Annotated in this window: 26 protein-coding genes and 1 pseudogene; 19 read left to right on the top strand and 8 right to left on the bottom strand. The window is 43.8% G+C overall.

Going from position 1 to position 24,380, the window contains the following annotated elements:
- The first annotated feature begins 298 nt into the window (after positions 1-298).
- The 3 genes from ACZ5EJ_RS11205 (at position 299) to ACZ5EJ_RS11195 (ending at position 2,825) form a co-directional block, all read left to right on the top strand.
- Positions 299-970 carry an SH3 domain-containing protein gene (locus tag ACZ5EJ_RS11205; RefSeq protein WP_240142311.1) on the top strand — a complete coding sequence of 224 codons (672 nt, stop codon included), beginning with the start codon at positions 299-301 and terminating at the stop codon, positions 968-970.
- A gap of 211 nt (positions 971-1,181) precedes the next feature.
- Positions 1,182-1,844: a YiaD family glycine zipper/OmpA-like lipoprotein gene (locus ACZ5EJ_RS11200; RefSeq protein WP_011635384.1), complete on the top strand. Its 663-nt coding sequence runs from the start codon at positions 1,182-1,184 to the stop codon at positions 1,842-1,844.
- A gap of 27 nt (positions 1,845-1,871) precedes the next feature.
- Positions 1,872-2,825, top strand: a complete 954-nt coding sequence (locus tag ACZ5EJ_RS11195; RefSeq protein WP_011635383.1) for a S49 family peptidase — start codon at positions 1,872-1,874, stop codon at positions 2,823-2,825.
- A 9-nt stretch (positions 2,826-2,834) separates the two neighbouring features.
- On the opposite strand, the gene rfbD is transcribed toward ACZ5EJ_RS11195, so the two are convergent.
- The 6 genes and pseudogenes from rfbD to ACZ5EJ_RS11165 form a co-directional block, all read right to left on the bottom strand.
- Complete coding sequence (rfbD, locus tag ACZ5EJ_RS11190; RefSeq protein WP_041353591.1) at positions 2,835-3,731, bottom strand: dTDP-4-dehydrorhamnose reductase; 897 nt, start codon at positions 3,729-3,731, stop codon at positions 2,835-2,837.
- On the bottom strand, positions 3,728-4,789 hold the full coding sequence (rfbB, locus tag ACZ5EJ_RS11185) for a dTDP-glucose 4,6-dehydratase (protein WP_011635381.1): 1,062 nt from the start codon (positions 4,787-4,789) through the stop codon (positions 3,728-3,730). Before rfbB ends, rfbD begins: the two co-directional genes overlap by 4 nt.
- Positions 4,790-4,792: 3 nt before the next feature.
- On the bottom strand, positions 4,793-6,172 hold the full coding sequence (gene tilS, locus ACZ5EJ_RS11180; RefSeq protein ID WP_074456124.1) for a tRNA lysidine(34) synthetase TilS: 1,380 nt from the start codon (positions 6,170-6,172) through the stop codon (positions 4,793-4,795).
- Positions 6,141-7,109 carry an acetyl-CoA carboxylase carboxyltransferase subunit alpha gene (locus ACZ5EJ_RS11175; protein WP_011635379.1) on the bottom strand — a complete coding sequence of 323 codons (969 nt, stop codon included), beginning with the start codon at positions 7,107-7,109 and terminating at the stop codon, positions 6,141-6,143. The genes tilS and ACZ5EJ_RS11175 overlap by 32 nt, the downstream gene beginning before the upstream one ends.
- Positions 7,110-7,232: 123 nt before the next feature.
- Positions 7,233-7,451, bottom strand: a complete 219-nt coding sequence (locus tag ACZ5EJ_RS11170; RefSeq protein WP_074456125.1) for a heavy-metal-associated domain-containing protein — start codon at positions 7,449-7,451, stop codon at positions 7,233-7,235.
- Between the two features lie 199 nt (positions 7,452-7,650).
- Positions 7,651-8,273: pseudogene (locus ACZ5EJ_RS11165) on the bottom strand (Bax inhibitor-1 family protein).
- A gap of 600 nt (positions 8,274-8,873) precedes the next feature.
- Between ACZ5EJ_RS11165 and coxB the strand changes: the two are divergent.
- The 7 genes from coxB to cyoE all read left to right on the top strand — a co-directional run bounded on the left by coxB (position 8,874) and on the right by cyoE (position 15,399).
- The gene (coxB, locus tag ACZ5EJ_RS11160) at positions 8,874-9,716 is read left to right on the top strand and encodes a cytochrome c oxidase subunit II (RefSeq protein ID WP_074456126.1); all 843 of its coding nucleotides are present in this window, start codon (positions 8,874-8,876) and stop codon (positions 9,714-9,716) included.
- 59 nt (positions 9,717-9,775) lie between these two features.
- Entirely contained in the window at positions 9,776-11,353 is a 1,578-nt protein-coding gene (gene ctaD / locus ACZ5EJ_RS11155) for a cytochrome c oxidase subunit I (protein ID WP_074456127.1), read from the top strand.
- Positions 11,354-11,487: 134 nt separating this feature from the next.
- Positions 11,488-12,006, top strand: coding sequence for a cytochrome c oxidase assembly protein (locus ACZ5EJ_RS11150; RefSeq protein WP_011635375.1), 519 nt, complete (start codon positions 11,488-11,490; stop codon positions 12,004-12,006).
- 192 nt (positions 12,007-12,198) lie between these two features.
- Positions 12,199-13,044 carry a cytochrome c oxidase subunit 3 gene (locus tag ACZ5EJ_RS11145; RefSeq protein WP_011635374.1) on the top strand — a complete coding sequence of 282 codons (846 nt, stop codon included), beginning with the start codon at positions 12,199-12,201 and terminating at the stop codon, positions 13,042-13,044.
- Between the two features lie 92 nt (positions 13,045-13,136).
- A complete protein-coding gene (locus ACZ5EJ_RS11140) occupies positions 13,137-13,856 on the top strand; it encodes an SURF1 family protein (protein WP_011635373.1) in 720 nt (239 codons plus the stop codon).
- Between the two features lie 256 nt (positions 13,857-14,112).
- Positions 14,113-14,412 carry a hypothetical protein gene (locus ACZ5EJ_RS11135; RefSeq protein WP_242500178.1) on the top strand — a complete coding sequence of 100 codons (300 nt, stop codon included), beginning with the start codon at positions 14,113-14,115 and terminating at the stop codon, positions 14,410-14,412.
- 90 nt (positions 14,413-14,502) lie between these two features.
- The gene (gene cyoE, locus ACZ5EJ_RS11130; protein ID WP_011635371.1) at positions 14,503-15,399 is read left to right on the top strand and encodes a heme o synthase; all 897 of its coding nucleotides are present in this window, start codon (positions 14,503-14,505) and stop codon (positions 15,397-15,399) included.
- A 92-nt stretch (positions 15,400-15,491) separates the two neighbouring features.
- On the opposite strand, the gene ACZ5EJ_RS11125 is transcribed toward cyoE, so the two are convergent.
- Positions 15,492-16,859, bottom strand: a complete 1,368-nt coding sequence (locus ACZ5EJ_RS11125) for an FAD-binding oxidoreductase (protein WP_074456129.1) — start codon at positions 16,857-16,859, stop codon at positions 15,492-15,494.
- A gap of 36 nt (positions 16,860-16,895) precedes the next feature.
- Complete coding sequence (locus tag ACZ5EJ_RS11120) at positions 16,896-17,411, bottom strand: BON domain-containing protein (protein WP_083331350.1); 516 nt, start codon at positions 17,409-17,411, stop codon at positions 16,896-16,898.
- A gap of 331 nt (positions 17,412-17,742) precedes the next feature.
- Here ACZ5EJ_RS11120 and ACZ5EJ_RS11115 point away from each other — a divergent pair, with 331 nt between their 5' ends.
- The 9 genes from ACZ5EJ_RS11115 (at position 17,743) to dnaB (ending at position 24,362) form a co-directional block, all read left to right on the top strand.
- Complete coding sequence (locus ACZ5EJ_RS11115; RefSeq protein WP_074456131.1) at positions 17,743-18,108, top strand: response regulator; 366 nt, start codon at positions 17,743-17,745, stop codon at positions 18,106-18,108.
- Positions 18,109-18,136: 28 nt separating this feature from the next.
- On the top strand, positions 18,137-18,616 hold the full coding sequence (locus ACZ5EJ_RS11110) for a chemotaxis protein CheW (protein ID WP_074456132.1): 480 nt from the start codon (positions 18,137-18,139) through the stop codon (positions 18,614-18,616).
- 56 nt (positions 18,617-18,672) lie between these two features.
- Complete coding sequence (gene argB / locus ACZ5EJ_RS11105) at positions 18,673-19,560, top strand: acetylglutamate kinase (RefSeq protein WP_074456133.1); 888 nt, start codon at positions 18,673-18,675, stop codon at positions 19,558-19,560.
- A gap of 160 nt (positions 19,561-19,720) precedes the next feature.
- The gene (locus tag ACZ5EJ_RS11100; protein ID WP_464557092.1) at positions 19,721-20,728 is read left to right on the top strand and encodes an IS481 family transposase; all 1,008 of its coding nucleotides are present in this window, start codon (positions 19,721-19,723) and stop codon (positions 20,726-20,728) included.
- Between the two features lie 595 nt (positions 20,729-21,323).
- Positions 21,324-21,755, top strand: a complete 432-nt coding sequence (gene rpsF, locus ACZ5EJ_RS11095; protein ID WP_464557091.1) for a 30S ribosomal protein S6 — start codon at positions 21,324-21,326, stop codon at positions 21,753-21,755.
- A gap of 1 nt (position 21,756) precedes the next feature.
- Positions 21,757-22,065, top strand: coding sequence for a primosomal replication protein N (gene priB / locus ACZ5EJ_RS11090; RefSeq protein ID WP_464557089.1), 309 nt, complete (start codon positions 21,757-21,759; stop codon positions 22,063-22,065).
- A 41-nt stretch (positions 22,066-22,106) separates the two neighbouring features.
- Positions 22,107-22,385 (top strand): 30S ribosomal protein S18, encoded by a 279-nt coding sequence (gene rpsR / locus ACZ5EJ_RS11085; RefSeq protein ID WP_464557088.1) that lies wholly within the window; start codon positions 22,107-22,109, stop codon positions 22,383-22,385.
- A gap of 18 nt (positions 22,386-22,403) precedes the next feature.
- The gene (gene rplI, locus ACZ5EJ_RS11080; RefSeq protein ID WP_011635361.1) at positions 22,404-22,859 is read left to right on the top strand and encodes a 50S ribosomal protein L9; all 456 of its coding nucleotides are present in this window, start codon (positions 22,404-22,406) and stop codon (positions 22,857-22,859) included.
- 105 nt (positions 22,860-22,964) lie between these two features.
- Positions 22,965-24,362, top strand: a complete 1,398-nt coding sequence (gene dnaB / locus ACZ5EJ_RS11075) for a replicative DNA helicase (RefSeq protein WP_011635360.1) — start codon at positions 22,965-22,967, stop codon at positions 24,360-24,362.
- Positions 24,363-24,380 lie beyond the last annotated feature (18 nt).

Raw genomic sequence — 24,380 nt, 5'->3', positions numbered from 1 at the left:
CTTTATGTAAATAATATTTGGGTCAGAAATATTTTCTATTTTCTCGCTAAAGTTTAACTTCAGATAGCCGATTTAGATGAGTGGGTCCATCAGCGCTTTTCGTTATATATTAATTTAAAGAGATTAAGCAAAGATGCCAAGGTTTTGTCAATCCCAAGACAAACAATTACTAACTGTATTAATTTTGATATCCGTGGGATCGGGGATGGGAGGGTGTGCATCTTATCTGCAGCAAAAACCTCTTGTATCAAGACAATCTATTAATCTTAAATCAGCGAATGCAGAAAAAACAGAGAAAATGGAAATTATTCCGATCCCGGAGAAGTTACCCTGCCATCGGCTGTATCAAGAAGAAATTGTTGTTCTAAAACAGATGCTTGAAGAAAGAGATGAGTTGATCCGGAAGCTAAATGCCCGCGAGCTGGATCAAGTGCAGGCTTTGCAGGAAACAGCCAGTGAAATCAGTCGTGCCAAACACAAGCTGCACAGACTGGCTACACAACCAGAAACTGCCTCAAAAATAGCTGAGGTTGAGGTGGCCATGGCTGCGCTTAAACAAACCAGGCAAAGTGAAGCAGATATTGCTTTCCAATCCCTGGCACAACGCTCGCTGGATGCGGCGATGGAAGCCTACAGACAAAAAGATTACAGCAACGCAATGAATCACGCAGCACAATCTGGCGAATTTATTGATGCTATAAGCAATTCAGCAAGAAGAAATCTGGAGTCACAAGATGCTGTATTATCTTTTCACGCCCCAATTCTCTTGCTTGTCACCCAGGACAGCAGCCTGCGAACAGATCCAGACAGCCATTCCAAGGTGATCAGCTTACTGAAAAAAAATACACATCTAACCGCCACTTCCTACCACGGTAATTGGCTTCATGTACAAACTAAAGACAATCTGTCCGGCTGGATTCAGAGTCTATCGGTGGATATACAGATCAACGATCAGAATTTTGAAAAATAGATGTCTTTCCAAATACAGATTTTTTTACCTGGACTGTACCATTCCGGATAATAGCTAGCTAGATATTTAGTGAGGATCTCAAGCTGGTGGTTTTATTTTAGTAATTCCGGGTCAAATAACCAGACTGAAAGAAAAAATGATAGTTAATTATTTTTCCAATTACTTCTGTTACAGTACAACTAGATTTTCTTTCAAAAAGAGAGGTGGATTTATGTATAAAGCAATAGTAATAACAGCATCTTTGGTTGGATTTATTGTTTCTGGATGTGCCGACATGACCGCAACCCAGCGAGGATCCGGCACAGGTGCATTGCTTGGCGCAGGCACAGGCGCAGCAATAGGAGCATTGGCCGGAGGTGGAAAAGGTGCCGCGATTGGTGCCGGTGCTGGTGCTGCATTAGGAGCTGGTGCCGGTTATTTGTGGTCTAAAAGAATGGAAGAACAAAAAATTCAGATGGAAAATGCCACTGCCGGTACAGGTGTGATGGTGTCGCAAACAGCAGATAATCGACTGATGTTGAACATCCCCAGTGATATTTCATTTGATACAGGGAGTGCCCAGATCAAACCAGGTTTTCGTCCAATTTTGGACAGTTTTGCAACTAGTTTATTGAATAATCCCGGCACTCACGTAACTATCGTCGGGCACACCGACAATACTGGTAGCGATGCTGTCAACAATCCTCTATCCGTAAATCGTGCGGCCAGTACGCGTGAATACCTGGCAGGTCGTGGCGTTCCTTTTCAGAGAATCCAGATTGATGGCCGCGGCTCGTATCAGCCGGTTGCTTCGAATAATACCGCCGCAGGTCGAGCAAGAAATCGCAGGGTAGAGATCTACGTTTCGGAAACACGGGGTGGATCAGTTCAATAAATTGACCGGGGTGAGTGACTAATATTTATGGCTGATACAGAAAATACCAACAAGGAAAAATGGGAGAGAGAAACACTGCGGGATTTGGTGTTTTCCTCTCTGAAGGAGCAGAAAAAAGCACGCAACTGGGGTATTTTTTTCCGCTTGCTAACCTTTTCTTATTTATTTACGCTACTTTTTTGGGGGTTAGGTTGGTTAGATACCGAAGCAACAGGTGGTTTTGGCAAGCACACTGCACTGGTTGATTTGCGCGGTGAAATTACTGCGGATGGTTTAAACAGCGCAGAAAATATTAATACCGGACTGAAAAAAGCATTTGAAGATAAAAATACAGCTGCTGTGATATTACGGATTAATAGCCCTGGTGGCAGCCCGGTTCAGGCTGGCTCTATTAACGATGAAATTCATCGGTTGCGTACACAGCATCCTGATATTCCCTTATATGCCGTAGTTGAAGATATTTGCGCTTCGGGAGGTTATTACATCGCTGTTGCAGCGGACAAAATTTTCGTAGATAAGGCCAGTATCGTAGGATCAATTGGCGTACTCATGGATGGATTCGGATTTACCGGGACGCTTGAAAAATTGGGGATAGAGCGTCGCTTGTTGACAGCTGGAGAAAACAAGGGGTTTCTTGATCCTTTCTCGCCTTCCGACCCTGGACAGAGAGAACACGCCAAGAAAATGCTGGTGGAAATTCATCAGCAATTTATCCAGGTCGTTCAGGATGGCAGAGGGGATCGCTTGAAAGACAATCCTGAGATTTTTAGCGGTATGGTCTGGACAGGAGCTAGAAGTATAGAGTTGGGTCTGGCCGATGCCTTAGGCAGCATGGATTATGTTGCTCGCGAAGTGATTCAGGCAGAACGTATCGTTGATTATACCGTTCAGGAAGGGATTACAGAACGCTTTGCCAAGCGGTTTGGTCGGGTCGCAACAGATTTACTGACCGATACTAGATTTGCGTGGCTTATCCGCTGAGTGCTGGTTTTACTGTGAGTAAATTTCACTTAGCATACGAGTCACTCCGGTTTGCCAGTGTGGGAGATAGAGATTGAAAGTATTGCGCAACTTATCTGTATTCAAACGCGAATTTAAAGGGCGTTTGGCAGACGTTACAAAAGCCTTGCTGTGAATCGGAGTGACTGCACTTGGGCGGACCTTGACCAGAAGATTGTGTTCACAAGCAAAGTTCAGCAAAAATTGTGCGTAGTTGCACCAGGAAACTTCTCCATTAGCCGTAACATGATAGATACCTGATTTTTCAGGATGCCTCAGTAATTGTGGAATGGCCTGAGCTGTTACATCAGCCAGTAGTTCCGCACCTGTAGGCGCTCCGATCTGGTCATCAATAATTGTCAGCTGCTCTTTTTCTTGCGCGAGTCGCAAAATGGTTCTTATGAAATTCTTTCCGCGAGCTGCGTAGACCCAACTGGTGCGTAAAATCAGGTGCTTGCAGTTTGATTTCCGGATTGATTCTTCACCCCGTAATTTACTCTGGCCATAAATATTAACGGGTAAAGTTGGATCTGTTTCCAACCATGGGCGCTCACCACTACCATCGAATACATAATCGGTAGAATAATGAATCAGCCAGGCACCCATTTGTTCAGCCAGTTGCGCTAGTAATTCAGGCGCCTCGGTATTGATGCGAAAAGCTAGTTCTGGCTCATTTTCTGCCTGGTCAACCGCGGTATACGCTGCTGCATTGACGATAACGTCAGGGCGAATAGCCTGCAGCGTATGTGTCATTCCTGCCAGATTTGTCAGATCGCCGCAATAGTGTAAATCCCGTCGATCCAGCGCAATCAATTTGCCCAACGGAGCCAGGCTACGCTGTAGCTCCCAGCCGACCTGGCCATTTTTACCAAAGAGCAATATTTTCACTGTGATCGCCCGGTATAGTTAATTTCAACCCATTTCCGGTAGTCGCCCGATTGCACTTCTGCAACCCAGTCATGATTTTCCAGATACCATTGAATAGTTTTACGGATACCAGTCTCAAATGTTTCCAGCGGCCTCCAGCCAAGTTCTCGTTCTATTTTATGTGCGTTGATCGCATAGCGACGATCGTGGCCAGGGCGATCAGCCACATGAGTAATTAGTGCGCGATAATCTTTTTGTTGAAATTGCTGAAGTACGTCGCAAATGGTGTGTATGATTTCAAGATTACTTTTTTCATTCCAGCCTCCAATATTGTAGGTTTCCCCTGGTTGTCCTTTTTCCAGAACAACACGAATAGCTTGGCAGTGATCATTTACATACAGCCAGTCGCGGATCTGCTGGCCATCCCCATAAACAGGCAGCGGTTTGCCTGCTAGAGCATTGACGATCATCAGAGGAATCAGTTTCTCAGGAAACTGATATGCCCCATAGTTGTTGGAACAATGTGTAGTCAGTACCGGCAGGCCATAAGTATGGTGGTAGGCACGGACAAGACAGTCACTGGAGGCCTTGCTGGCGGAATAAGGGCTATTAGGTTGAAAGCAGTGATTTTCAGTAAATGCAGGAGCATCCTTGGTTAATGTGCCGAAAACCTCATCTGTAGAAACATGCAGGAATCGGAAATTTTCCTTGCGTGAGACAGACAAATCTCCCCAGTAATGACGAGCTGCTTCCAGCAACCGGAATGTGCCGGTGATGTTGGTCTGAATAAAATATTCGGGCCCATGGATAGAGCGATCCACATGGCTTTCTGCCGCCATATGAATAATGGCACGAGGTTGATAGCGTTCAAGGAGAGTGGATATTCTCTCACTATCGCAGATGTCCCCCTGCACAAAGATATGCTGAGGATTATTGGTGAGTGAAACAAGATTATGCAGATTTCCAGCGTAGGTCAATTTGTCAAGGTTAACGATATTCTCATCCGTATTCTTGACCCAATCCAGTATGAAATTTGTTCCTATAAAACCGGCGCCGCCGGTAATCAAGATCGTTGACATATATCAGTGAATTGAAGATTGATTGGTCTGATCGGGGCGCCATGTTACCACTAGCCCGGCTCTTCCCATTGGTGCCTGAAAGTTACAGTCGATGCCGATTCCAGCTACCCAGACAAGCTGATCCCCACAGAAAAGTAACGGCAATGTGTTGCGCTTCCACGGAGGAAGTGAGGCTTCCTGTAGAATTTTTTTCAGGCTGCGACGAGGACGTTTACAATCTGGCTGGAATCGTTCTCCACCGGATCGTGAACGGATTGTAACAATCTGCTGATCCAGTTTGGCCAGGTCAATTCCCGCGTTGTCTTGCCGAGTAAACTCAAGTATGCCTTTCAATGGTTCAATAGCCAAGCGTTGCTGGCCTTGCCAGATAACAGGCGATATTGATTCCGACAGGGAATCAGCAGGCAGAAATTCGATTAGTCCACGGTAGCAGCGAATTTCCAAAGCATCTACCTCGAACTGAAAATGGGTATCAGCTTGTATGTTATGCAGCTGACGCAAAATCTCTTCCAGTTTTGCGGAACTTGGCAACCGCACCATTTGCTGTGCTAACAAATAACGCAGCAAATTCCCAGCACGGGCTAGATCAAGCTCACGCAGCCCTCGCAAGCTCAATTTATCTACGATCATAGTATTTTCAGCATCTATTTTTGCCAGTTCATCCAGTAAATGAGCTGCTTCACCAAGATGTCGGGCAGATCTGGACAATATCTTGCGGTAAGAGGGGTAGCGCTGTTCTATTAAAGGTAAAATCCGGTGCCGTAAAAAATTACGGTCATAAGAAACATCCAGATTGCTTTCATCGGTTACCCATGACAAACCATGCAACTTTGCATATTTCATGATTTCTGAGCGCGGAACATTAAGTAAGGGTCTGAGTAATTTGATGGCTTTGCCTGATTCAAATAATCTGACTGTCGGCATAGCACTGAGCCCTTTAACACCTGCACCACGCAATAGCTGCAGTAGCAATGTCTCAACCTGATCATCCTGATGTTGCGCCAACAAGACATAATCTGCCTGAATTTGCCTGAATATTTGATAACGAGCTTCTCTGGCAATCGCTTCCAGGCTTTCCTGTGGCTGCTTGCTGATCTTTAATCGATGAATTGATAAGGGAATAGCAACACTGTCGCAAAGTGTTTGGCAGAAATCACTCCATTGACCTGAATATGTGCTGATACCATGTTCAACATGAATTGCAGATACATCCAGTGGCATTAATTTGGAAAACTTTATAAGCAGGTGTAGCAATACCACAGAATCTACGCCACCACTCAGAGCAACTACCAGACAATCACCAGGCCTGATTTGTGCATTCAGATTATGGAAAAAACAGCTGGTTATATCATTAATCGGGTTTATTGATTTTGAATCTGCCATATCCAAGCAGCCGATCAAGGCGTTTCTGCAGTAATGTTTCCAAAGGAATATCCTGCAATTTCCGTAGTGATTCTTGCAATGCCTGCCTGACGGATTGCATCACAGCCGGGTAGTCACGGTGTGCACCACCAACAGGTTCGGGAATGATGGTATCGATTAGGGCCATTTCTTTGAGGCGGTCGGCAGTAATACCCAGTATCTCAGCTGCATCGGATGCCTTGTCCGCACTTTTCCATAAAATAGATGCACACCCTTCCGGCGAGATTACTGAATAGACTGAATATTGCAGCATCAGACTGGTATCACCCACAGCAATAGCCAGTGCCCCCCCTGATCCACCTTCGCCGATAATAATACAAATAATAGGGATCCTAAGCCCTGCCATAACATAAAGATTTTTACCAATAGCTTCAGATTGCCCACGCTCTTCGGCATCTATACCTGGATAGGCGCCTGGTGTATCAACAAAGGTGATCAGTGGAATCGAGAATTTTTCTGCAAGACGCATGAGTCGGAGTGCTTTGCGATACCCCTCCGGCTTGGGCATGCCAAAATTACGATAGATTTTTTCCTTGGTATCGTGTCCTTTCTGGTGCCCAATCAGCATAACAGTCTGACCGTTAAAGTGCGCCAGTCCACCAACAATAGCCCGATCATCCGCGAAATTTCTATCACCATGCAATTCTTCAAAATCTGTAAATAGATGTTTTATATAATCAAGCGTGGACGGGCGTAGAGGATGACGTGCCACTTGTGAAATCTGCCAAGGTGTTAGTTTTGCATAAACACTTTTGGTCAGTCCTTGGCTTTTTGCTTGTAAGCGAGTGATTTCAGCCGAGATGTCCAATGCAGAATTATCCTGGGCAAAGCGCAATTGCTCTATTTTTGCCTCAAATTCCTCAATGCCTTTTTCAAAGTCCAGAAAGACGTTTTTCATGCAGATTGATAAGATTGAAAGAAGTGAAAAAGCGCGATGATACAGGATTAACCTGTATCACTCATTGATGTCTAAAAGAATCGAGCGGGCATGCAACACCGAAAGCCAATTACCTCTATATCATTATGACAGTTGCTGTCTGACCACTTCAAATCCGGCGCCTTCAATTACCTGGCTAAAAATTATATCTTCGCACGAGCCATCATGCTGAACGACTGCCTGTCCATTATTAAGAGATACCTCAACATTGCTTACCCCGGGAAGCTTTTCTAATACGGCCTTGACACTGCTGACACACCCTCCACAAGTCATTCCCTTGATATGAACAATAGTCGTTGGCATAAAAAACTCCTCTTGCTAAAAGATAAAATAAACAAAGTTCCTGCTTGCCAGAATTTTTAACAGAGCTGAACTGATGATTGCTGATACGGCCAAATCAAGATCACATACGCCCCCACACAACTCTTACAGATTATTTTTGGCACATGCGGTAAACCTCGCCCTCTCAACAAACAGCGCTTCAGTAATTAATGCAGACAGTTTATTTGTTTTTCATCAAGCTATTAACTTCAGCCTCTTCACCCAGCAAGGCAAGCAATAACTGCACCAGATTTATTATAAACAAATTATATAGACTGAGATAAATACCCGGTGCCGCCATAACGTAGTTGGTTTCACCGCCATTTATGATCCGGCTTACATCGAACAAGATAAACCCAGAGAAAACCAGTATTGCTACAGCTGGAATAGCCAGTGAAATTGCCGGGATTACCAGAAATAAATTAACCAGAGAAGCTAAAATAACCAATATCAGTCCGGCCAGCAAAAAATTACCAAGGAACCCGAAATCCTTACGAGTTACCGTTGCCGCGCTTGCCAATGTAAAAAAATGATACTGGTTCCTGCAGCAGCAAGACCAATCAGCTGGGTACCATTGTTAAACTGTAGCGCATACTGAAGCAAAGGGCCCAACCACCACCCGGCAACAAAGGTAAACAAGGAAAGAAGAATTACGCCTCCAATGCTGTTGCGTGTAGCACTGACAGCAAACATTAAACCAATCATTGCGGCCAGCATTATATGTGAACCCATAATTGGAGATTGTGCCAAGAACGAAAAATCTGTATTAACGCCAATAGCTGAGCCAGCTATGGTTGGAATCATGGTTAATGCACGCATCAAATAAGTATTTCTCAACACCTTGTTACGTATATTTGGACTTAATGCCTTTAATACAGGAATCAGGAATACAGGAACTGCATATTTGGAATCAGATTGCATATCCTTTATCTTCACTAAAAATTAAATGAATGTGAGCAACTTAGGCTACCTTGAGGAGACAAAAGTTGCAATTCGATTCTCAAGCTGCCGCATATATCCACTTTATCACAAGGGTTTTAGTAAATTATTTATCAAATTCTCTATATTTGTAGACGAACAAACTCCATACAAAATGACAAAATAAAAAATATCTCAAGGCAGCAAAGGGTATTGGGATACAAGAAGATAAAAAGAGCAATATCCATGATAATTACATGGATATTTTTTCTATAAAAATCATGCATCTTCCTTCTTGTGCAAGCAGCGTCTGGATGCTAAGATTGCCCCAAAAAAATCGTCACTCGGCTCCTGCTTCTGTTTGTTGGTTCGGCTAAACGGCTAGGCAAATATTCTTATGAGCAGCTAATTGTGAGGCGTGGAGATGCTACAGGATCACAGGCGAGCTGCTGAAATTGATTTGGTAATTAATGTGGGGGGTAAGATATGAAGGGTAGTAAGTTGATGGCGTTGCTATCAAGTTTTGTAGTTCTTGGTTCTTATTCAGGGCTGGCGATATCAAGCAAGTATAACCTGCCTGAACCACAGACTCCGATTGCACAGGAGATATATGATCAGCACATAATGGCTTTATGGATCTGTCTGATAATATTTGTCGGTGTATTCGGTGTGATGGGTTATTCCATTGTCAAGCACCGTAAATCGGTTGGCTATAAAGCAGCAAATTTTCATCACAGCACGGTTGTTGAGCTGGTGTGGACAGCTATTCCTGTATTGATCTTAATCGCAATATCATGGCCAGCAACCAAAACAATTATTGCAATGAAAGATACAAGTGAAGCAGACATTACCATCAAGGCCACAGGATATCAGTGGATGTGGGGATATGACTACATTCAAGGAGAAGGTGAGGGAATCAGTTTTTACAGTCAGTTGTCTACTTCTCAGGATCAGATCCGTAACCAGGCGCCTAAGGGGGAAAATTATTTGCTGGAAGTGGATAATCGTGTGGTAGTACCAACTGGCAAGAAAATTAGAGTACTCATGACAGCCAATGATGTCATCCATGCTTGGTGGGTACCTGCGCTTGGCGTAAAGCAAGACGCTATACCTGGATTTATTCGTGATGCATGGTTTAAAGTCGAAAAGCCAGGTATCTATCGTGGCCAGTGTGCTGAGCTTTGTGGCAAGGAACATGGATTTATGCCGGTAGTCGTAGAAGTAATGGAACAGGAAAAATATAGTCAGTGGGTTGCGGAGAGGCAAAAAACCGCATCAGCTGCAGTTGTGAATACAGCGCTCGTTAAAAATGAGGCGAGTAAAAACTGATATATCCAGATACGGTTAGTCGGGATATAGATCAAATTAGATTAAAAAAGGAGAAGATAATGGCGGTAATACAAGATGTACATGGCCATACACATGATCATCCGACCGGTATAATGCGTTGGCTAACCACTACCAACCATAAAGATATCGGAACGCTTTATTTGTGTTTTAGTCTGGCTATGTTGTTTGTTGGTGGTTTTTTGGCCATGGGTATCAGAGCAGAACTTTTTATGCCTGGTATTCAGATATTGGAGCCTGAAGTATTTAATTCATTTACCACATTGCATGGCCTGATCATGGTATTTGGTGCCGTAATGCCAGCGTGGGTGGGATTTGCGAATTGGCAGATACCATTAATGATAGGTGCCCCAGATATGGCTTTTGCTCGTCTGAATAACTGGAGTTTCTGGTTGTTGCCGATTGCAGCATTGTTATTAATAACTTCATTTTTTGTGCCCGGCGGGGCAGCGGCCGGTGGCTGGACATTCTACCCACCACTATCCACACAAGGTGGTATGGGGACGGACATGATGTTGTTTGCAGTGCATGTCTTTGGAATGTCTTCAATTATGGGTTCTATCAACATCATTACAACCATCTTGAATATGCGCGCACCAGGCATGACATTGATGAAGATGCCAATGTTCGTGTGGAGCTGGTTAATTACTGCATACCTACTTGTATTGGTAATGCCGGTATTGGCTGGAGCTGTGACAATGGTCCTTACAGATCGTAACTTTGGTACAAGCTTCTTCAATGCTGCTGGCGGCGGTGACCCGGTTATGTTTCAACACATCTTCTGGTTCTTCGGACACCCGGAGGTATATATCATGATATTACCGGCGTTTGGTGTGGTTTCCGAGGTTATTACAACATTTTCACGTAAACCTTTGTTTGGTTATACATCAATGGTTTATGCGATTGCCGCAATTGCATTGTTATCTTGCTTTGTATGGGCGCATCACATGTTTACTGTTGGTATGCCTGTTACTGGACAACTGTTCTTCATGTACGCAACGATGTTGATTGCTGTACCAACCGGCGTTAAGGTCTTTAACTGGACCGCAACCATGTGGCGAGGCTCTTTGACCTTTGAAACACCGATGTTGTTTTCAATAGGGTTTATCGTTCTGTTCGTTATTGGTGGATTCAGCGGTGTTGTTTGCGCAATAGTCCCAATCGATGTGCAAGTACAAGATACATACTATGTCATTGCGCACTTCCATTACGTGTTGGTTTCGGGGGCATTGTTTGCATTATTCTCAGGTGCATACTACTGGTTACCAAAATGGACTGGTCATATGTACAACGAAACATTGGGTAAGTGGCATTTCTGGCTGTCAATGATTTTCTTTAATGTAGCATTCTTTGTTCAGCATTTCCTTGGATTAGCTGGTATGCCTCGTAGAATCCCGGATTATGCACTCCAATTTGCTGACTTCAACATGATTTCCAGTATTGGTGCATTTGGATTCGGATTGACACAGCTGCTATTTGTATACATTGTTGTTAAATGTGTACGTGGTGGAGAAAAGGCTGCAGATAAAACATGGGAAGGGGCACATACTTTGGAATGGACGCATTTGCCTTCACCAGCTCCATACCATAGTTTTGAAACACCACCTGTCGTTAAATAAGCAGGTATAGAAATGACTGAAAATAAGGATACAGAATTACAACGCAGAAAATTACGTACTGCATCAATTCTAGTTATCTTGGTAATAGTAGTTTTTATAGTAACCGCTGTATCTAAATAGGAATAAAACAAGACGTGACCAAGACCAGCAACATAGATATATTAAAAAAATTACTTATTTTTAGTGTGGTTATGTTTGGTTTTGGTTACGCGCTTGTACCTATATACAAGAAATTCTGTGAAGTAACCGGTATATACGAGCTAGAACGTCCGGATACAGTATCTAAAAAGATCAAAGTAGATATTACAAGGGAGATCAATTTACAGTTAGATGCAAATATACGTGGACTTCCCTGGAAATTTAAGCCACTGCAATCTCATATTCGTTTACATCCTGGCAAACTTACAGAAGTTATGTATGAAATCAGTAACGAATCTGAAGAGCCTCAAATTGGGCAGGCTATCCCAAGTTACAGCCCCAAAAACCTTGAAAGATATTTGAAAAAAGTTGAGTGTTTTTGTTTCTCACAACAGGAACTCGGTGGTAAGGAGACCAAGCAATTACCAGTCAGATTTCTGATAGATCCAGAAATGCCTGACGATATTCATACCGCGACAATTTCATATACCTTTTTCAAAGTTAAAGCTAATTAAACAGGGGTGTGCACAAATAAAGGTATTATTAAGTGGTACTCTTCTATTTCAAGTTACAGAGATTGTTTGGCTTTATTTATACCAAGTTCAACAATAATCAGTAACTTTGCATAGCATGCAGTTTTATTTTAAATTAATTATCAATAGTCGGGCTTGTAGCAGGTTAAGTTTAATAATGAGGAGGAAGATTATATGAGTCAAGGAACGGGTTATTATGTACCCTCTCCATCCAAGTGGCCAATCATAGGAACAGCGGCTCTCTTTTTCATGGCGTTTGGGGCTGCATTTACTATGAGTAAATTGCCTCTTGGATATGGCATGTTGCTCACTGGGTTGGCCATACTCGCCTTCCTGATTTATGGCTGGTTCCGAGAAGTTGCACTTGAAAGTGAAGCAGGCAAGTATAAGGTTCAAGAAGATAAATCCTTCAGATGGAGTATGGGATGGTTTATTTTCTCCGAAGTTATGTTCTTTGCATCATTTTTTGGTGCATTGTTTTATATGCGTGTTCTTTCAGTACCTTGGCTGGCTGGATCCGGACAGGAGCTGCTTTGGCCTGATTTTGCCGGAGGATGGCCTACAGCCGGGCCGGGATTTGATGAGAAATTTACCCCTATGGGAGCATGGGGAATCCCTGCCATCAATACGACGTTGTTGCTGACTTCTGGTATCACTATCACTCTCGCACATTGGGCATTAAAAAAGAATGACCGCGGTGCTTTAAAGCTATGGTTATTTGCGACTATAGCATTGGGTATCACGTTCCTTGGTTTCCAGATATATGAATATGGACATGCATATGCTGATCTGAACCTCAAGATGACCAGTGGTGCATATGGATCAACTTTCTTCATGTTAACGGGATTCCATGGATTCCACGTAACGGTTGGCACAATTATGTTGATCGCAATCTTCTTCAGAAGTTTGAACGGCCATTTTACGCCGGAACACCATTTTGGATTTGAAGGGGTAGCCTGGTACTGGCACTTCGTTGACGTTGTTTGGTTGGCATTGTTTATATTTGTCTATTTACTGTAACTCGTAGAAGTAAATAACGGAGAAAAGGTTCGATTCTGTCAGATAAAGAATCGAACCTTAAAAATTTATATGGTTGTGTACAAGGCTATCTGATGCCTGGTTTTCTACAACAATTCAAGCCATCGCTATGGTCAACAATAGTTACTATATTTGCGATCGCTGTCTTTTTGAAACTGGGTTTTTGGCAATTATCCAGAGCAGAGGAAAAAGATAATCGTTTTTCTCTTATAGAATACTATGCCCAGCAACCACCCGTTATAATTCCAGAATCACTTGTAAAGCTAAACGATTATTTATATCGTCGAGTTGAAGTTGATGGGTATTTTGATCCGGAGCGGAGTATATTTCTTGATAACAAAATTCATCAGGGAATTGCGGGCTATCATGTACTTACGCCCCTACGATTAGCGAACAGCTCAATAGATATATTGGTCAATCGGGGCTGGGTAGCTGTAGGTAATGACCGGTCAGTTTTGCCCAATATTCGCACCCCAAAAGGATTGGTTCATATCCTCGGAATCGTAGTATCACCATCAATCAAAACGCTATCGCTTTCAGACGATGATATTAAAGGTAACGTTTGGCAAAATTTTGACCTGGATACTTATCAAGGCATGACCGGTCTTACCTTGCAACCTTTGTTACTATTGCAGCAAAATGATGCAACAGACGATGGTTTAATTAGGCAATGGGGAAATCCGGATTCCGGTTCTTCAAGAAATACAGGTTACGCTCTTCAGTGGTTCTCATTCGCCGCAATGACTTTTATCATCTACATTGTATTAAATGTCAAACGAAAAAGTAACGCGTAGTCGACTTACTCTAATTATATTAATACTGGTGATATTATCGCCAATCGTAATCTCATCCATCTTGCACCGATGGGATTTCCGTCCGGACCAAACCGTAAATTATGGTGAGTTACTGGAAGTCAAACCATTACAGGGGACAGCAACAAATCTCAAAGACAACACAATCTTCCGAAGTCGTCAATTAAAAGGCACGTGGAGTTTATTGACGATTGACTCGGGAAAGTGTGATGGATATTGTCAGGAAAAACTTTACATAATGAGACAAATTCGCTTGGCTCAGAATGTTGATAAGGATAAGGTTCAGCGAATATGGTTAATTAATGACGATATCAAACCTGATCCTGAAATAATGGATAAATATGAAGGTACTAGATTGGTTCTTGCACAGGGAAGAAATCTATTGGATGAATTCCCCTTTGTGAGCAGACAGGATGATCACATCTATGTTATCGATCCGATGGGGAATTTAATGATGAGATATCCCAAGGATCCAGATCCAAAAAAGATGATTGGAGATTTGAAAAGATTGCTAAAACTTTCACATCCCGAGTATTAGCTGAAGATTCCCAGATAGCATATTAGTGAAAGAAAGCAAACAGGTGCCATAACATCTGTAACTATGAATTAGTTTCATAAGGAGTGAGTGATGTCAACAAATCCATTAGTCTGGCAACAGGCGACTGTGCGTATTCAGCAGTTTTACCGACTTACTAAACCACGAGTAGTTTCTCTAATCGTTTTCACTGCTGTGATTGGTATGTTTTTATCGGTCCCTGGCGCGGTGCCCCTAGACAAGTTGCTCCTGGGTACGATTGGAATATCACTTGTTGCCGGCGCAGCTGCCGCGCTTAATTGCCTGGTTGAGTATAAGTTTGATGCAATCATGGCTCGAACAAAGGGACGACCCTTACCCCAGGGAAAAGTAAGTGTTCCTGAAACGCTGTTCTTTCTGGTAATGGTTGGCGGGCTTGGGCTCTTCATTCTCCACCAATGGATAAACCCTTTGACCATGTGGCTAACTCTCGGCACATTTGTAGGGTATGCAATTATATACACTGTAATACTCAAACCACTCACACCACAAAATATCGTCATTGGGGGGGCGTCTGGCGCTATGCCACCTGTATTGGGGTGGGCAGCAATTACAGGGGAAATCTCAGCTGATGCCTTGTTATTGTTCCTCATTATTTTTGCCTGGACACCTCCACATTTCTGGGCACTGGCGCTTTACCGTAAGTCAGATTATGCAAAAATTGGGATGCCAATGCTCCCGGTAACACACGGTGAGGAGTTTACTCGCCTGCATGTATTACTTTATACAATCATTCTTTGTATCGCTACAGTTTTGCCCTATCTCACTCAGATGAGTGGCTTGATTTATCTCGTAAGTGTGCTGATTCTTGATGCAATATTTCTTTATTACGCTATCAGGATCTACTTGCACTACACTGACCAAATTGCCAGGGAGGCTTTCCGCTACTCTATAATTTATCTGGCGTTGCTGTTTACCGCGCTATTGGTGGATCACTATTTTTATTTCTGATACCAGAAACAAACGAATTCTCTAAAAAAACAGCCCGGTAAAGATGTAATTTTTATCGAGCTGTTTTTTTTGTTTATCTGGCTGAAAAACATTCAAGGAAATAATTTCCCTGGATTCAAGATATTACAAGGATCAAATGTTAATTTGATCTGCTTCATTAAAGTCAAAGTAGCCTCATTGAGTTCTTTATTGATATAAGGTCGCTTTTCAGAACCGATACCATGCTCACCAGAAAGTGTTCCATTAAGGCTGATCACCAGATCAAATATCTGATTCAGGCATTTATACGCGCGCCCACTCTCTCCAGGATTATCCGGATCAATCAGCAGATTAACATGAATATTTCCATTGCCAGCATGGCCAAAATTTACGTTGGGTATCTGATATTGCTTACATAATGAAGATAATCCGGTTAACAGTCGGGGAATTTTATCGACAGGCACTACAATATCCTCATTTATTTTCTTCGGCGCGATATCTCTTAGCAAGGGTGATAACGTTTTTCTGGCCTTCCACAAATCCGCAGCATTTTGGACAGGTAATGCCTTTAACAACCCGGAATTTTGGCAAGCAGCTAGAAGCCTGGTTGTTGTTTCCGAAATTTCGTGTTCTGTACCATCGACTTCTATCATCAACATGGCACGAGAATCGTCCGGCAACATTCCAGGATTCCTGGAACGAATAAGATCAAGTGAGCCGGAATCCAGAAATTCAAGCGCGCTGGGTCCTTGCGGCTCTTTCATAATAGTTGCTATCGCTGATGCACAACTCACAGCATTCTGATAATGAGCAACAAGTCCGCTTCTTGCCGCAGGTAACGGGGTTAACTTAAGTGTTGCCTCGGTTATAACGGCAAGTGTACCTTCTGATCCGATCAACAGCCGGGTGAGGTCGTACCCGACAACACCCTTGGTGGTATAGCACCCCGTTTTAATAATATCACCCTGTCCTGTTACTGCAGTCAGCCCTAATACATGATCGCGGGTTGTGCCATATTTAACAGCATGTGGCCCCCCTGCACAGGTGGCAAGATTTCCGCCGATACTTGAAAAAGCAGCACTGGAAGGATCGGGTGGCCAAAAAAAACCAGAAGGCTTGACAGCCGCCTGGACAGATTCATTTAAAACACCCGGTTCTGCAACGAGTACTCGATTGGCCGTGTCGATCGATATGATCCGTGTCATGCGTTCCAATGAAAGTGAAGCTCCTCCTTGCTCAGCAAGACTGCCGCCAGCAGTGCCGGTACCTCTCCCACGAGGTGTTAAGGGAATCTTAAATCGATTACATAACTGGATTATCTTCACGACTTCATCAGTCGTCAAAGGAAAAATGACACACTCAGGCGGAAAATACTTCCTACTGTTATCGTAAGCGTAAGCGTAACAATCAACCGGATCAAGATAGAGACGGTCGGATGGAATCAGATTCTGTAGTAACTGAATAAACTCAGCGGGCAGCATTTATTGATGCCTGAAGATGTTCTGAAAAGGTACTTACTAATCAAGATATTCAAATACCTTAACCACCTTTAATACACTTTCCGTCGTACTGGCAATACGTGTAGCGGTGTCCCCCTCTTTTCTGGTAACCAGCCCCAGTAAATACACCACACCGTTTTCTGTAACAACTTTTATGTGATTCATCTGGAACACCTTGTTATTAATGAAACGGGCCTTTACCTTGGAAGTAATTAACGCATCATTACTGCGAGAAGATAACGAGCTCTTGGGAGCAATAGTAATTTCATTGGAAATATTTTGTACGTTTTCAATGCTCATTGCCAATTTCTCAATCTCTTTTTTGGTGAATTCATCGGGGGCCTCACCAGTCAGCAAAACGTTACGGTTAAAACTGGTGACATTGACATGCACTCTGTCGCCCAATCGTTCGCCAATTCTGCGATTGGTTTTAAGTTCAATTCCCTCGTCATCTATGTACATTCCACTACTACGGCGATCTTCTACCATTAACGCTCCGGCTCCCGCACCAACCCCCACGCCTGTTAAGATCATTGGCGCACAACCTGGTAGAAGGAATAATAAAGCCTGTACCCACAATATCAATCTGATGAAAGTGTTTTGCATAATGATTTAAACGTAAAATAAACTTAATCTATGTACCCAAAATAAAAGTCTGAAAACGCTCGGGCACAAGTCATTGAACGAGCAGCAAAATTATACGAAAATACAAAGCGTATAGTCTAACATTGCTTTAACCTATACTGATGATTAACCGCTGTGCTTTATTGTCTGCGGGTAAAGCCTTAAAATACAAAATTGATATTTCTGCCCGGTTTTATTTGGAGACCGTGTAAACAAATACAAATTTTATTGAGAATCTCGCATGATAGTCAGGACGATATTGGTAGTCGATGACTCACCGACAGATCGCCACATTCTTTCCAGCATACTGACCCAAAACGGGTATCAGGTAGGTGTGGCTGAAAGTGGTGAGGAAGGCGTTACCAAGGCCCGAGAAACTTGGCCTGATCTGGTTTTGATGGATGTAGTAATGCCCGGCATCAACGGCTATCAAGCAACACGCATGCTTGCACAAGATAGTGCAACTCGCCATATTCCTATCATCCTGTGCACAACCAAAGATCAGCAAACCGATAAAATCTGGGGGCTGCGGCAAGGTGCGCAGGATTATATTACCAAGCCAGTTATGGCTGCAGAATTACTGCAAAAAATTGCCAGACTGAGTTAATATTTAAAAACAGATCACGCTGAATACCATGCTGACTGAGCAAATCAATAATAAAACTCAGGAAGTTCCACTCTCCATCCCTGTATTGGGAGTCACGATTGGTGAAGATCGCTGGCTGATCCCAATGGATGCCATCAGTGAAATATTGCCGGTCCCGAAAATAACACCGGTTTTTCTGACACATCTATGGTTTCTGGGCATTATCAATGTACGCGGCAATATTTACGGCTTATGTGATCTGGCTCATTACCTGGATAAGAAGACAACCCGCATTAATGTGAGAACCCGGGTCTTTTTGACAGATTCCCATCCGGGAACTGGCTATGCCATATTGGCTGAAAGTGTTCTTGGTATCCGGGATCTGATGGAATTTACTCGCCAGCCAGATCATGAGGACGAGCGGTCTGTCATCGCCGATGTATACAATGACCGCCAGAACAGACTTTGGCGCAAGCTGAATTTGCCTGCACTAGTACGGCTCAAATCCTTCCTTCAAGCAAGCAGTTAAATTGTCCCGGGTACTCCATACCGATTTCACCATAAACAATAAAATCCCTCTTCACCATGCAATCTTCCCATGCTGTTAACGAAAAAGTCGAAATCCTCGCTGAGGCATTGCCATACATACGACGCTTCCATAATAAAACCATCGTAATCAAATACGGCGGCAATGCTATGACCGAGGAAATACTCAAACAAAGTTTTGCTAAAGATGTGGTATTGCTGAAATTGGTCGGCATGAACCCGGTCATCGTCCATGGCGGCGGCCCGCAAATAGACAGCATGCTGAAGCGCGTCGGTAAGGAAGGCGTCTTCATACAAGGGATGCGAGTTACAGATGCCGAAACTATGGATATCGTCGAGATGATACTTGGCGGGCTTATCAACAAAGAAATTGTCAATCTTATCAACCGTCATGGTGGGCAAGCAGTAGGGCTCACCGGCAAAGACGGAATGTTTATTCGCGCGAAAAGAATGTTGATCAAAGACAAAGAAGATGCCGAGAAGTGGATCAATATTGGCCAGGTTGGCGAAATAGAGTATATCGATCCCTCGCTGATCAAGCTACTGGACGCTCGCGACTTCATTCCTGTAATAGCCCCTATCGGTGTCGGTGAAGAGGGTGAATCCTACAATATCAATGCTGATCTTGTTGCAGGTCGCCTGGCGGAGACACTCAAAGCTGAAAAGCTGATATTAATGACCAATACACCTGGTGTACTGGATAAAAATGGCAATCTGCTCACAGGCCTGACTGCCAGCCGAGTAGATGAACTATTTGCCGATGGCACCATCTCCGGCGGAATGTTGCCCAAAATCAAATCAGCGCTGGATGCCGTAAAGAATGGTGTCAAATCCTGCCATATCATCGACGGACGTGTACAACATGCCCTTTTGCTTGAAATACTGACTGATGAAGGAGTGGGGACCTTGATCAAAAGCGAGGGGTAAAGAACAAACTGGAGCAGAGGTAATCTGCTCTGCCTTGATTCACTGAAGGGAGAGGTTGCTTGTCTTGGAAGACTTCTTTGAACAGGTTCTAAAAACATCTAAGATGTTTAGTCCCACGGTGTGCTGGTGTAACATATAACCAGCTACGGAGGGATGATTTATGGGACAGATATTACACGGAAGCGCCCGCACGACAGCGGCGGTACGTCGAGCGATACAAAATAGTCAAGAGAGTCTGAATGTTCTGGCCAAGCGGCATGGGATTAATCCAAAAACGGTAGCGAAGTGGCGGAAGCGGGAATTCACCCACGATGCACCGATGGGCCCCAAAGAGTCGCACTCGACTGTTTTAAGTCTGGAAGAAGAAGCCGCTGTTGTGGCGTTTCGCAAACATACGCTTCTACCGCTGGATGATTGTCTATATGCCTTGCAACCAAGCATTCCGCATTTAACCCGCTCAAGCCTGCATCGCTGCTTTCAACGGCATGGCATCAGTCGGTTGCCGGAGGTTGATGGTGACAAGCCAAAGAAAAAGTTTAATGCCTATCCAATTGGCTACTTCCATATTGATATTGCCGAAGTTCGTACGAAGGAAGGTAAACTCTATCTTTTTGTAGCCATTGACCGGACATCAAAGTTCGTTTTTGTTCAACTCCAGAACAAAGCCAACCGCAACACGGCAACCGCCTTCTTGAAGGCCGTGATCGAGACTGTTCCCTACAAGATCCATACAATCCTGACTGATAACGGTATCCAGTTTACGTTCCCGGCGCGTTATCGGAATGGGCCAACGGCTCAGTATGTAACGCATATGTTCGATAGGTGTTGTCAGATCAACGGCATCGAGCACCGTCTCACCAAACCCAACCATCCCTGGACCAATGGTCAGGTTGAACGCATGAATCGAACCATCAAGGATGCGACTGTAAAACGGTATTATTACGACTCACACGATCAGTTGAAGGCCCATCTCCATCGCTTTGTGATGGCTTATAACTTCGCCAAAAGACTAAAAGCTCTCAAAGGCCTAACACCCTATGAATACATCTGCAAAATCTGGAAAAATGAGCCAGATCGTTTTATCTTTGACCCATTCCAGCACACCGTGGGACTAAACACCATCGTTATTGCACCACGTCCTGGGGAAACTCAAGCAATTAAAAGCTGAGAGCAACTGCAAAATTTCACGTCCGCTCCTGGCCTTGCATCGTAAAGTAGCGGGATATGCGCCAAAGTGGAATCTGTGTTCCGGGATATGAAAGTTTGCTTTGGTGATGTAAGCTCCGCTATCGCAGTCTAGCAAAAAATCAGAGCCGCTTTCTGCCTGGCCGCTCTGTCTAATAGTATTGCATGGTGAGGCGTATTTGCACCGTAACGGGATAGTGCGTTTTGAAACAGAAATAGCCAGAAAAAAGCTATTTTGTGCCTAAAATTGATAAAATCTCAGGAAAATTTAAATAAATCATGGCTTTTGGATCAATGATTATTGGTACAGAGGTACCTTAAACCCGTTTACATCAAAACTTTCTACTCGTATTTTGCAAATCTCGCACATGCTCAGGAAAAGAAAAATCTAATTTTTTTGAAGTTTAGTCACTGATTAAGTAGAATTATCAAACTGTTGTTTAAATACTCACAGAAGCAACAGGTTTATCAATGCGATTCGATACAACATCGATGCATAAGTTCTAAGCTGATCCCTTGCCTTACTTCCCCGTTCTACACCGAAAACGTTGCAAGAAGGCTTTACCCACAAGGAAATTATGAGACATTACGAAATTATATTTATTGTTCACCCAGACCAAAGCGAGCAGGTATCTGCCATGATTGAGCGCTATAGTAATATGATCACTGAAAGGTCTGGAGGAATTCATCGATTGGAAGACTGGGGACGCAGACAACTCACTTATCCCATACAAAAACTGCATAAAGCACACTATATTTTAATGAATATTGAATGCGATCAAGAATCTCTCAATGAATTGGAGCACAGCTTTAAATTTAATGACGCCATTCTTCGCCATCTTGTTATTCGTATGAATGGCCCGGTTACAACCCCTTCCCCTATGATGCAAGATGACAAATCGAAACCCGATGAAAATAGCAAGGGCACTTCGGCTCCCACAGTGAACGTAGCCGATGATTCGGCTAGTGGCGCACAAGTAGCAGCTGGGGAAAACGATACCCAATCCTGATATGCGGTTTCCACCGAACCTGAATCAGGTGATTATCGGTGGAAAGATTGCTGATCTGAATACACCTCGCTATACGCCTGTCGGTATTATGATTGCCGAGTTTAGACTGAGCCATGTTTCCAGCCAGGAGGAAGCTGGCATCCAGCGCAAGATTGAATTTGAACTTGCGGCAATCGCCATGGCAGACATGGCTGAAAAAATTGTTCGCATGGGATCTGGCAGTCATGTCGAACTTACCGGCTTCATGACAAAAAAAAACCGCTTAAGTAACCAGCTTGTTTTGCATGTTAGTGATGCCAGAATTATCTGAAAATAGATACCAAATATAGACGCTCTTAATGGAGAAATAATATGAGATTCTCAAGAAACAAAGATGCAAAGAACAAGATGAAGGACCGGATGGCAAATCGGCCACTATTCAAACGTAAAAAATTCTGTCGGTTTACAGCTGAGGGAATTAAAAAAATAGACTATAAAGATGTTGAGCTGCTGAAAGATTTTATCAGCGAGAATGGCAGAATTATACCGGCTCGAATTACAGGTACACGTTCATACTATCAACGTCAATTAAACTTGGCTATCGAACGCGCTCGTTTCCTGGCGTTATTACCCTATACTGATCAGCACTAAGCAATCGGGAGAAACAGCATGCAAGTAATTTTGTTAGAGAAAATCGTCAAACTTGGTTCACTGGGCAGTATTGTGAATGTCAAACCAGGGTATGCTCGCAATTATCTGATCCCTCAGGGAAAAGCAAAGAGAGCAACCGAAAGGGTTATAGCCGAATTTGAAACACAACGCGCGGAACTGGAAAAGAAACAAGCCGATATTTTAGATGCAGCGGGCGCACAGGCAGCAAAACTGGATGGACTACTCATACAAATCTCCCAGAAAGCAGGTGTGGATGGCAAACTTTTTGGATCAGTCACCAGTGCAAATATTGCCGAGGAGTTGTGCAAACAGGATTTTGCAATTGAAAAATCCATGATTCGTATGCCTGAGGGACAAATCAAACAAGTAGGTGATTATACGGTTATCGTTGTACTGCATAACGAGGTATCGGCTCATATTACTGTGTCGGTGTTAGGCGAAACAACAAACTGACATCACTGGGTAAAGACCAAACAAAAAAAGGACTACCCGGTCCTTTTTTTGTTTCTCCATCAGACACTACCATCCGACCCTGGCTATTAGCCACCATTAATTCACATGAACCCATCCACTACCAACTTTATTCAGAACCTTGCTGATAACAGTATTTACAAGCTCCCGCCCCACTCCATCGAGGCTGAACAATCCGTCCTTGGCGGACTCATGCTGGATAATCAGGCATGGGACAAAGTAGCGGACATCATTATCGAGAGTGATTTCTATCGCCAGGATCATCAACTCATTTACCAACACATCTGCCGTCTTATAGAACAAAGTAAGCCGGCAGATGTAATAACTGTTGCAGAATCTCTTGAAAATGCGGCCCAACTGCAACACGCGGGTGGGCTAGCCTATATCGGTGCCATTGCACAGAATACTCCGTCTGCAGCCAACATCCGCCGTTATGCGGAAATCGTACGGGAACGTTCAATCATGCGCAAGCTGGCGCAAGTCAGCACACAAATAACTGATTCAGCTTACAATCCTGCAGGCCGTTCTGCGGGTGATCTGCTGGATGAAGCAGAAAGCAGAATATTTGAAATCGCTGAACAAAGTGCGCACGGGAAACAAGGATTTGTTGATATCCAACCATTGCTCAAGCAAGTAGTTGAGCGAATCGAGATGCTCTATAACCGGAGCAATCCCAGCGATATTACCGGCATTCCATCCGGCTTCAGCGATCTCGATCAAAAAACTTCTGGTTTCCAAGCCGGTGACCTGATCATCGTTGCCGGGCGACCTTCGATGGGGAAAACCGCCTTTGCACTCAATATCGGAGAACATGTCGCACTGGAAGCTGGTAAACCAGTGGCAGTGTTCAGTATGGAAATGGGAGGCGCACAGCTTGCCATGCGTATGTTGGGCTCAATCGGGCGATTGGATCAGCACAAAGTACGCACAGGCCAACTGGATGATGATGACTGGCCCAGACTCACCCATGCATTGGGAAAGCTGAACGATGCGCCGATATTTATTGATGAAAGTGCTGCACTGAACTCTCTGGAGCTGCGTGCCCGCGCTCGGCGTTTGTATCGTCAGCATGAAGGGCTGGGGCTCATTATTATTGACTACCTGCAACTCATGTCATCAACCTCGCCCAACAGTGAAAGCCGCGCCGCCGAAATTTCAGAGATTTCACGCTCACTGAAGGCACTGGCAAAAGAATTGCAGGTTCCTGTAATCGCTTTGTCGCAGCTGAATCGTGGCCTCGAACAACGCCCCAACAAACGTCCGATTATGTCTGATTTGCGTGAATCAGGCGCTATCGAACAGGATGCAGATGTTATTTTGTTTATTTATCGGGATGAAGTTTATAATCCGGATACTCAGGACAAGGGTATTGCTGAAATTATCATCGGCAAGCAGCGTAACGGGCCGATTGGCAAAGTTGATCTGACTTTTCTGGGCGAATTTACAAGATTTGAAAATTGTGCACGTACCGCTGACTATTACTGATTCAACCTGTCCGAACAA

This window comes from Nitrosomonas sp. TNE100, from assembly GCF_055387135.1.
This window is presented reverse-complemented; position numbering and strand designations above follow the sequence as displayed.

Bases quoted from the DNA above. Each gene is read 5' to 3' on its own strand.
- ACZ5EJ_RS11205 (WP_240142311.1), top strand. From the start codon at position 299: ATGGAAATTATTCCGATCCCGGAGAAGTTACCCTGCCATCGGCTGTAT.
- ACZ5EJ_RS11200 (WP_011635384.1), top strand. From the start codon at position 1,182: ATGTATAAAGCAATAGTAATAACAGCATCTTTGGTTGGATTTATTGTT.
- ACZ5EJ_RS11195 (WP_011635383.1), top strand. From the start codon at position 1,872: ATGGCTGATACAGAAAATACCAACAAGGAAAAATGGGAGAGAGAAACA.
- rfbB (WP_011635381.1), bottom strand. From the start codon at position 4,789: ATGTCAACGATCTTGATTACCGGCGGCGCCGGTTTTATAGGAACAAAT.
- tilS (WP_074456124.1), bottom strand. From the start codon at position 6,172: ATGGCAGATTCAAAATCAATAAACCCGATTAATGATATAACCAGCTGT.
- ACZ5EJ_RS11175 (WP_011635379.1), bottom strand. From the start codon at position 7,109: ATGAAAAACGTCTTTCTGGACTTTGAAAAAGGCATTGAGGAATTTGAG.
- ACZ5EJ_RS11170 (WP_074456125.1), bottom strand. From the start codon at position 7,451: ATGCCAACGACTATTGTTCATATCAAGGGAATGACTTGTGGAGGGTGT.
- coxB (WP_074456126.1), top strand. From the start codon at position 8,874: ATGAAGGGTAGTAAGTTGATGGCGTTGCTATCAAGTTTTGTAGTTCTT.
- ctaD (WP_074456127.1), top strand. From the start codon at position 9,776: ATGGCGGTAATACAAGATGTACATGGCCATACACATGATCATCCGACC.
- ACZ5EJ_RS11145 (WP_011635374.1), top strand. From the start codon at position 12,199: ATGAGTCAAGGAACGGGTTATTATGTACCCTCTCCATCCAAGTGGCCA.
- ACZ5EJ_RS11140 (WP_011635373.1), top strand. From the start codon at position 13,137: ATGCCTGGTTTTCTACAACAATTCAAGCCATCGCTATGGTCAACAATA.
- ACZ5EJ_RS11135 (WP_242500178.1), top strand. From the start codon at position 14,113: ATGAGACAAATTCGCTTGGCTCAGAATGTTGATAAGGATAAGGTTCAG.
- cyoE (WP_011635371.1), top strand. From the start codon at position 14,503: ATGTCAACAAATCCATTAGTCTGGCAACAGGCGACTGTGCGTATTCAG.
- ACZ5EJ_RS11125 (WP_074456129.1), bottom strand. From the start codon at position 16,859: ATGCTGCCCGCTGAGTTTATTCAGTTACTACAGAATCTGATTCCATCC.
- ACZ5EJ_RS11120 (WP_083331350.1), bottom strand. From the start codon at position 17,411: ATGATCTTAACAGGCGTGGGGGTTGGTGCGGGAGCCGGAGCGTTAATG.
- ACZ5EJ_RS11115 (WP_074456131.1), top strand. From the start codon at position 17,743: ATGATAGTCAGGACGATATTGGTAGTCGATGACTCACCGACAGATCGC.
- ACZ5EJ_RS11110 (WP_074456132.1), top strand. From the start codon at position 18,137: ATGCTGACTGAGCAAATCAATAATAAAACTCAGGAAGTTCCACTCTCC.
- argB (WP_074456133.1), top strand. From the start codon at position 18,673: ATGCAATCTTCCCATGCTGTTAACGAAAAAGTCGAAATCCTCGCTGAG.
- ACZ5EJ_RS11100 (WP_464557092.1), top strand. From the start codon at position 19,721: ATGGGACAGATATTACACGGAAGCGCCCGCACGACAGCGGCGGTACGT.
- rpsF (WP_464557091.1), top strand. From the start codon at position 21,324: ATGAGACATTACGAAATTATATTTATTGTTCACCCAGACCAAAGCGAG.
- priB (WP_464557089.1), top strand. From the start codon at position 21,757: ATGCGGTTTCCACCGAACCTGAATCAGGTGATTATCGGTGGAAAGATT.
- rpsR (WP_464557088.1), top strand. From the start codon at position 22,107: ATGAGATTCTCAAGAAACAAAGATGCAAAGAACAAGATGAAGGACCGG.
- rplI (WP_011635361.1), top strand. From the start codon at position 22,404: ATGCAAGTAATTTTGTTAGAGAAAATCGTCAAACTTGGTTCACTGGGC.
- dnaB (WP_011635360.1), top strand. From the start codon at position 22,965: ATGAACCCATCCACTACCAACTTTATTCAGAACCTTGCTGATAACAGT.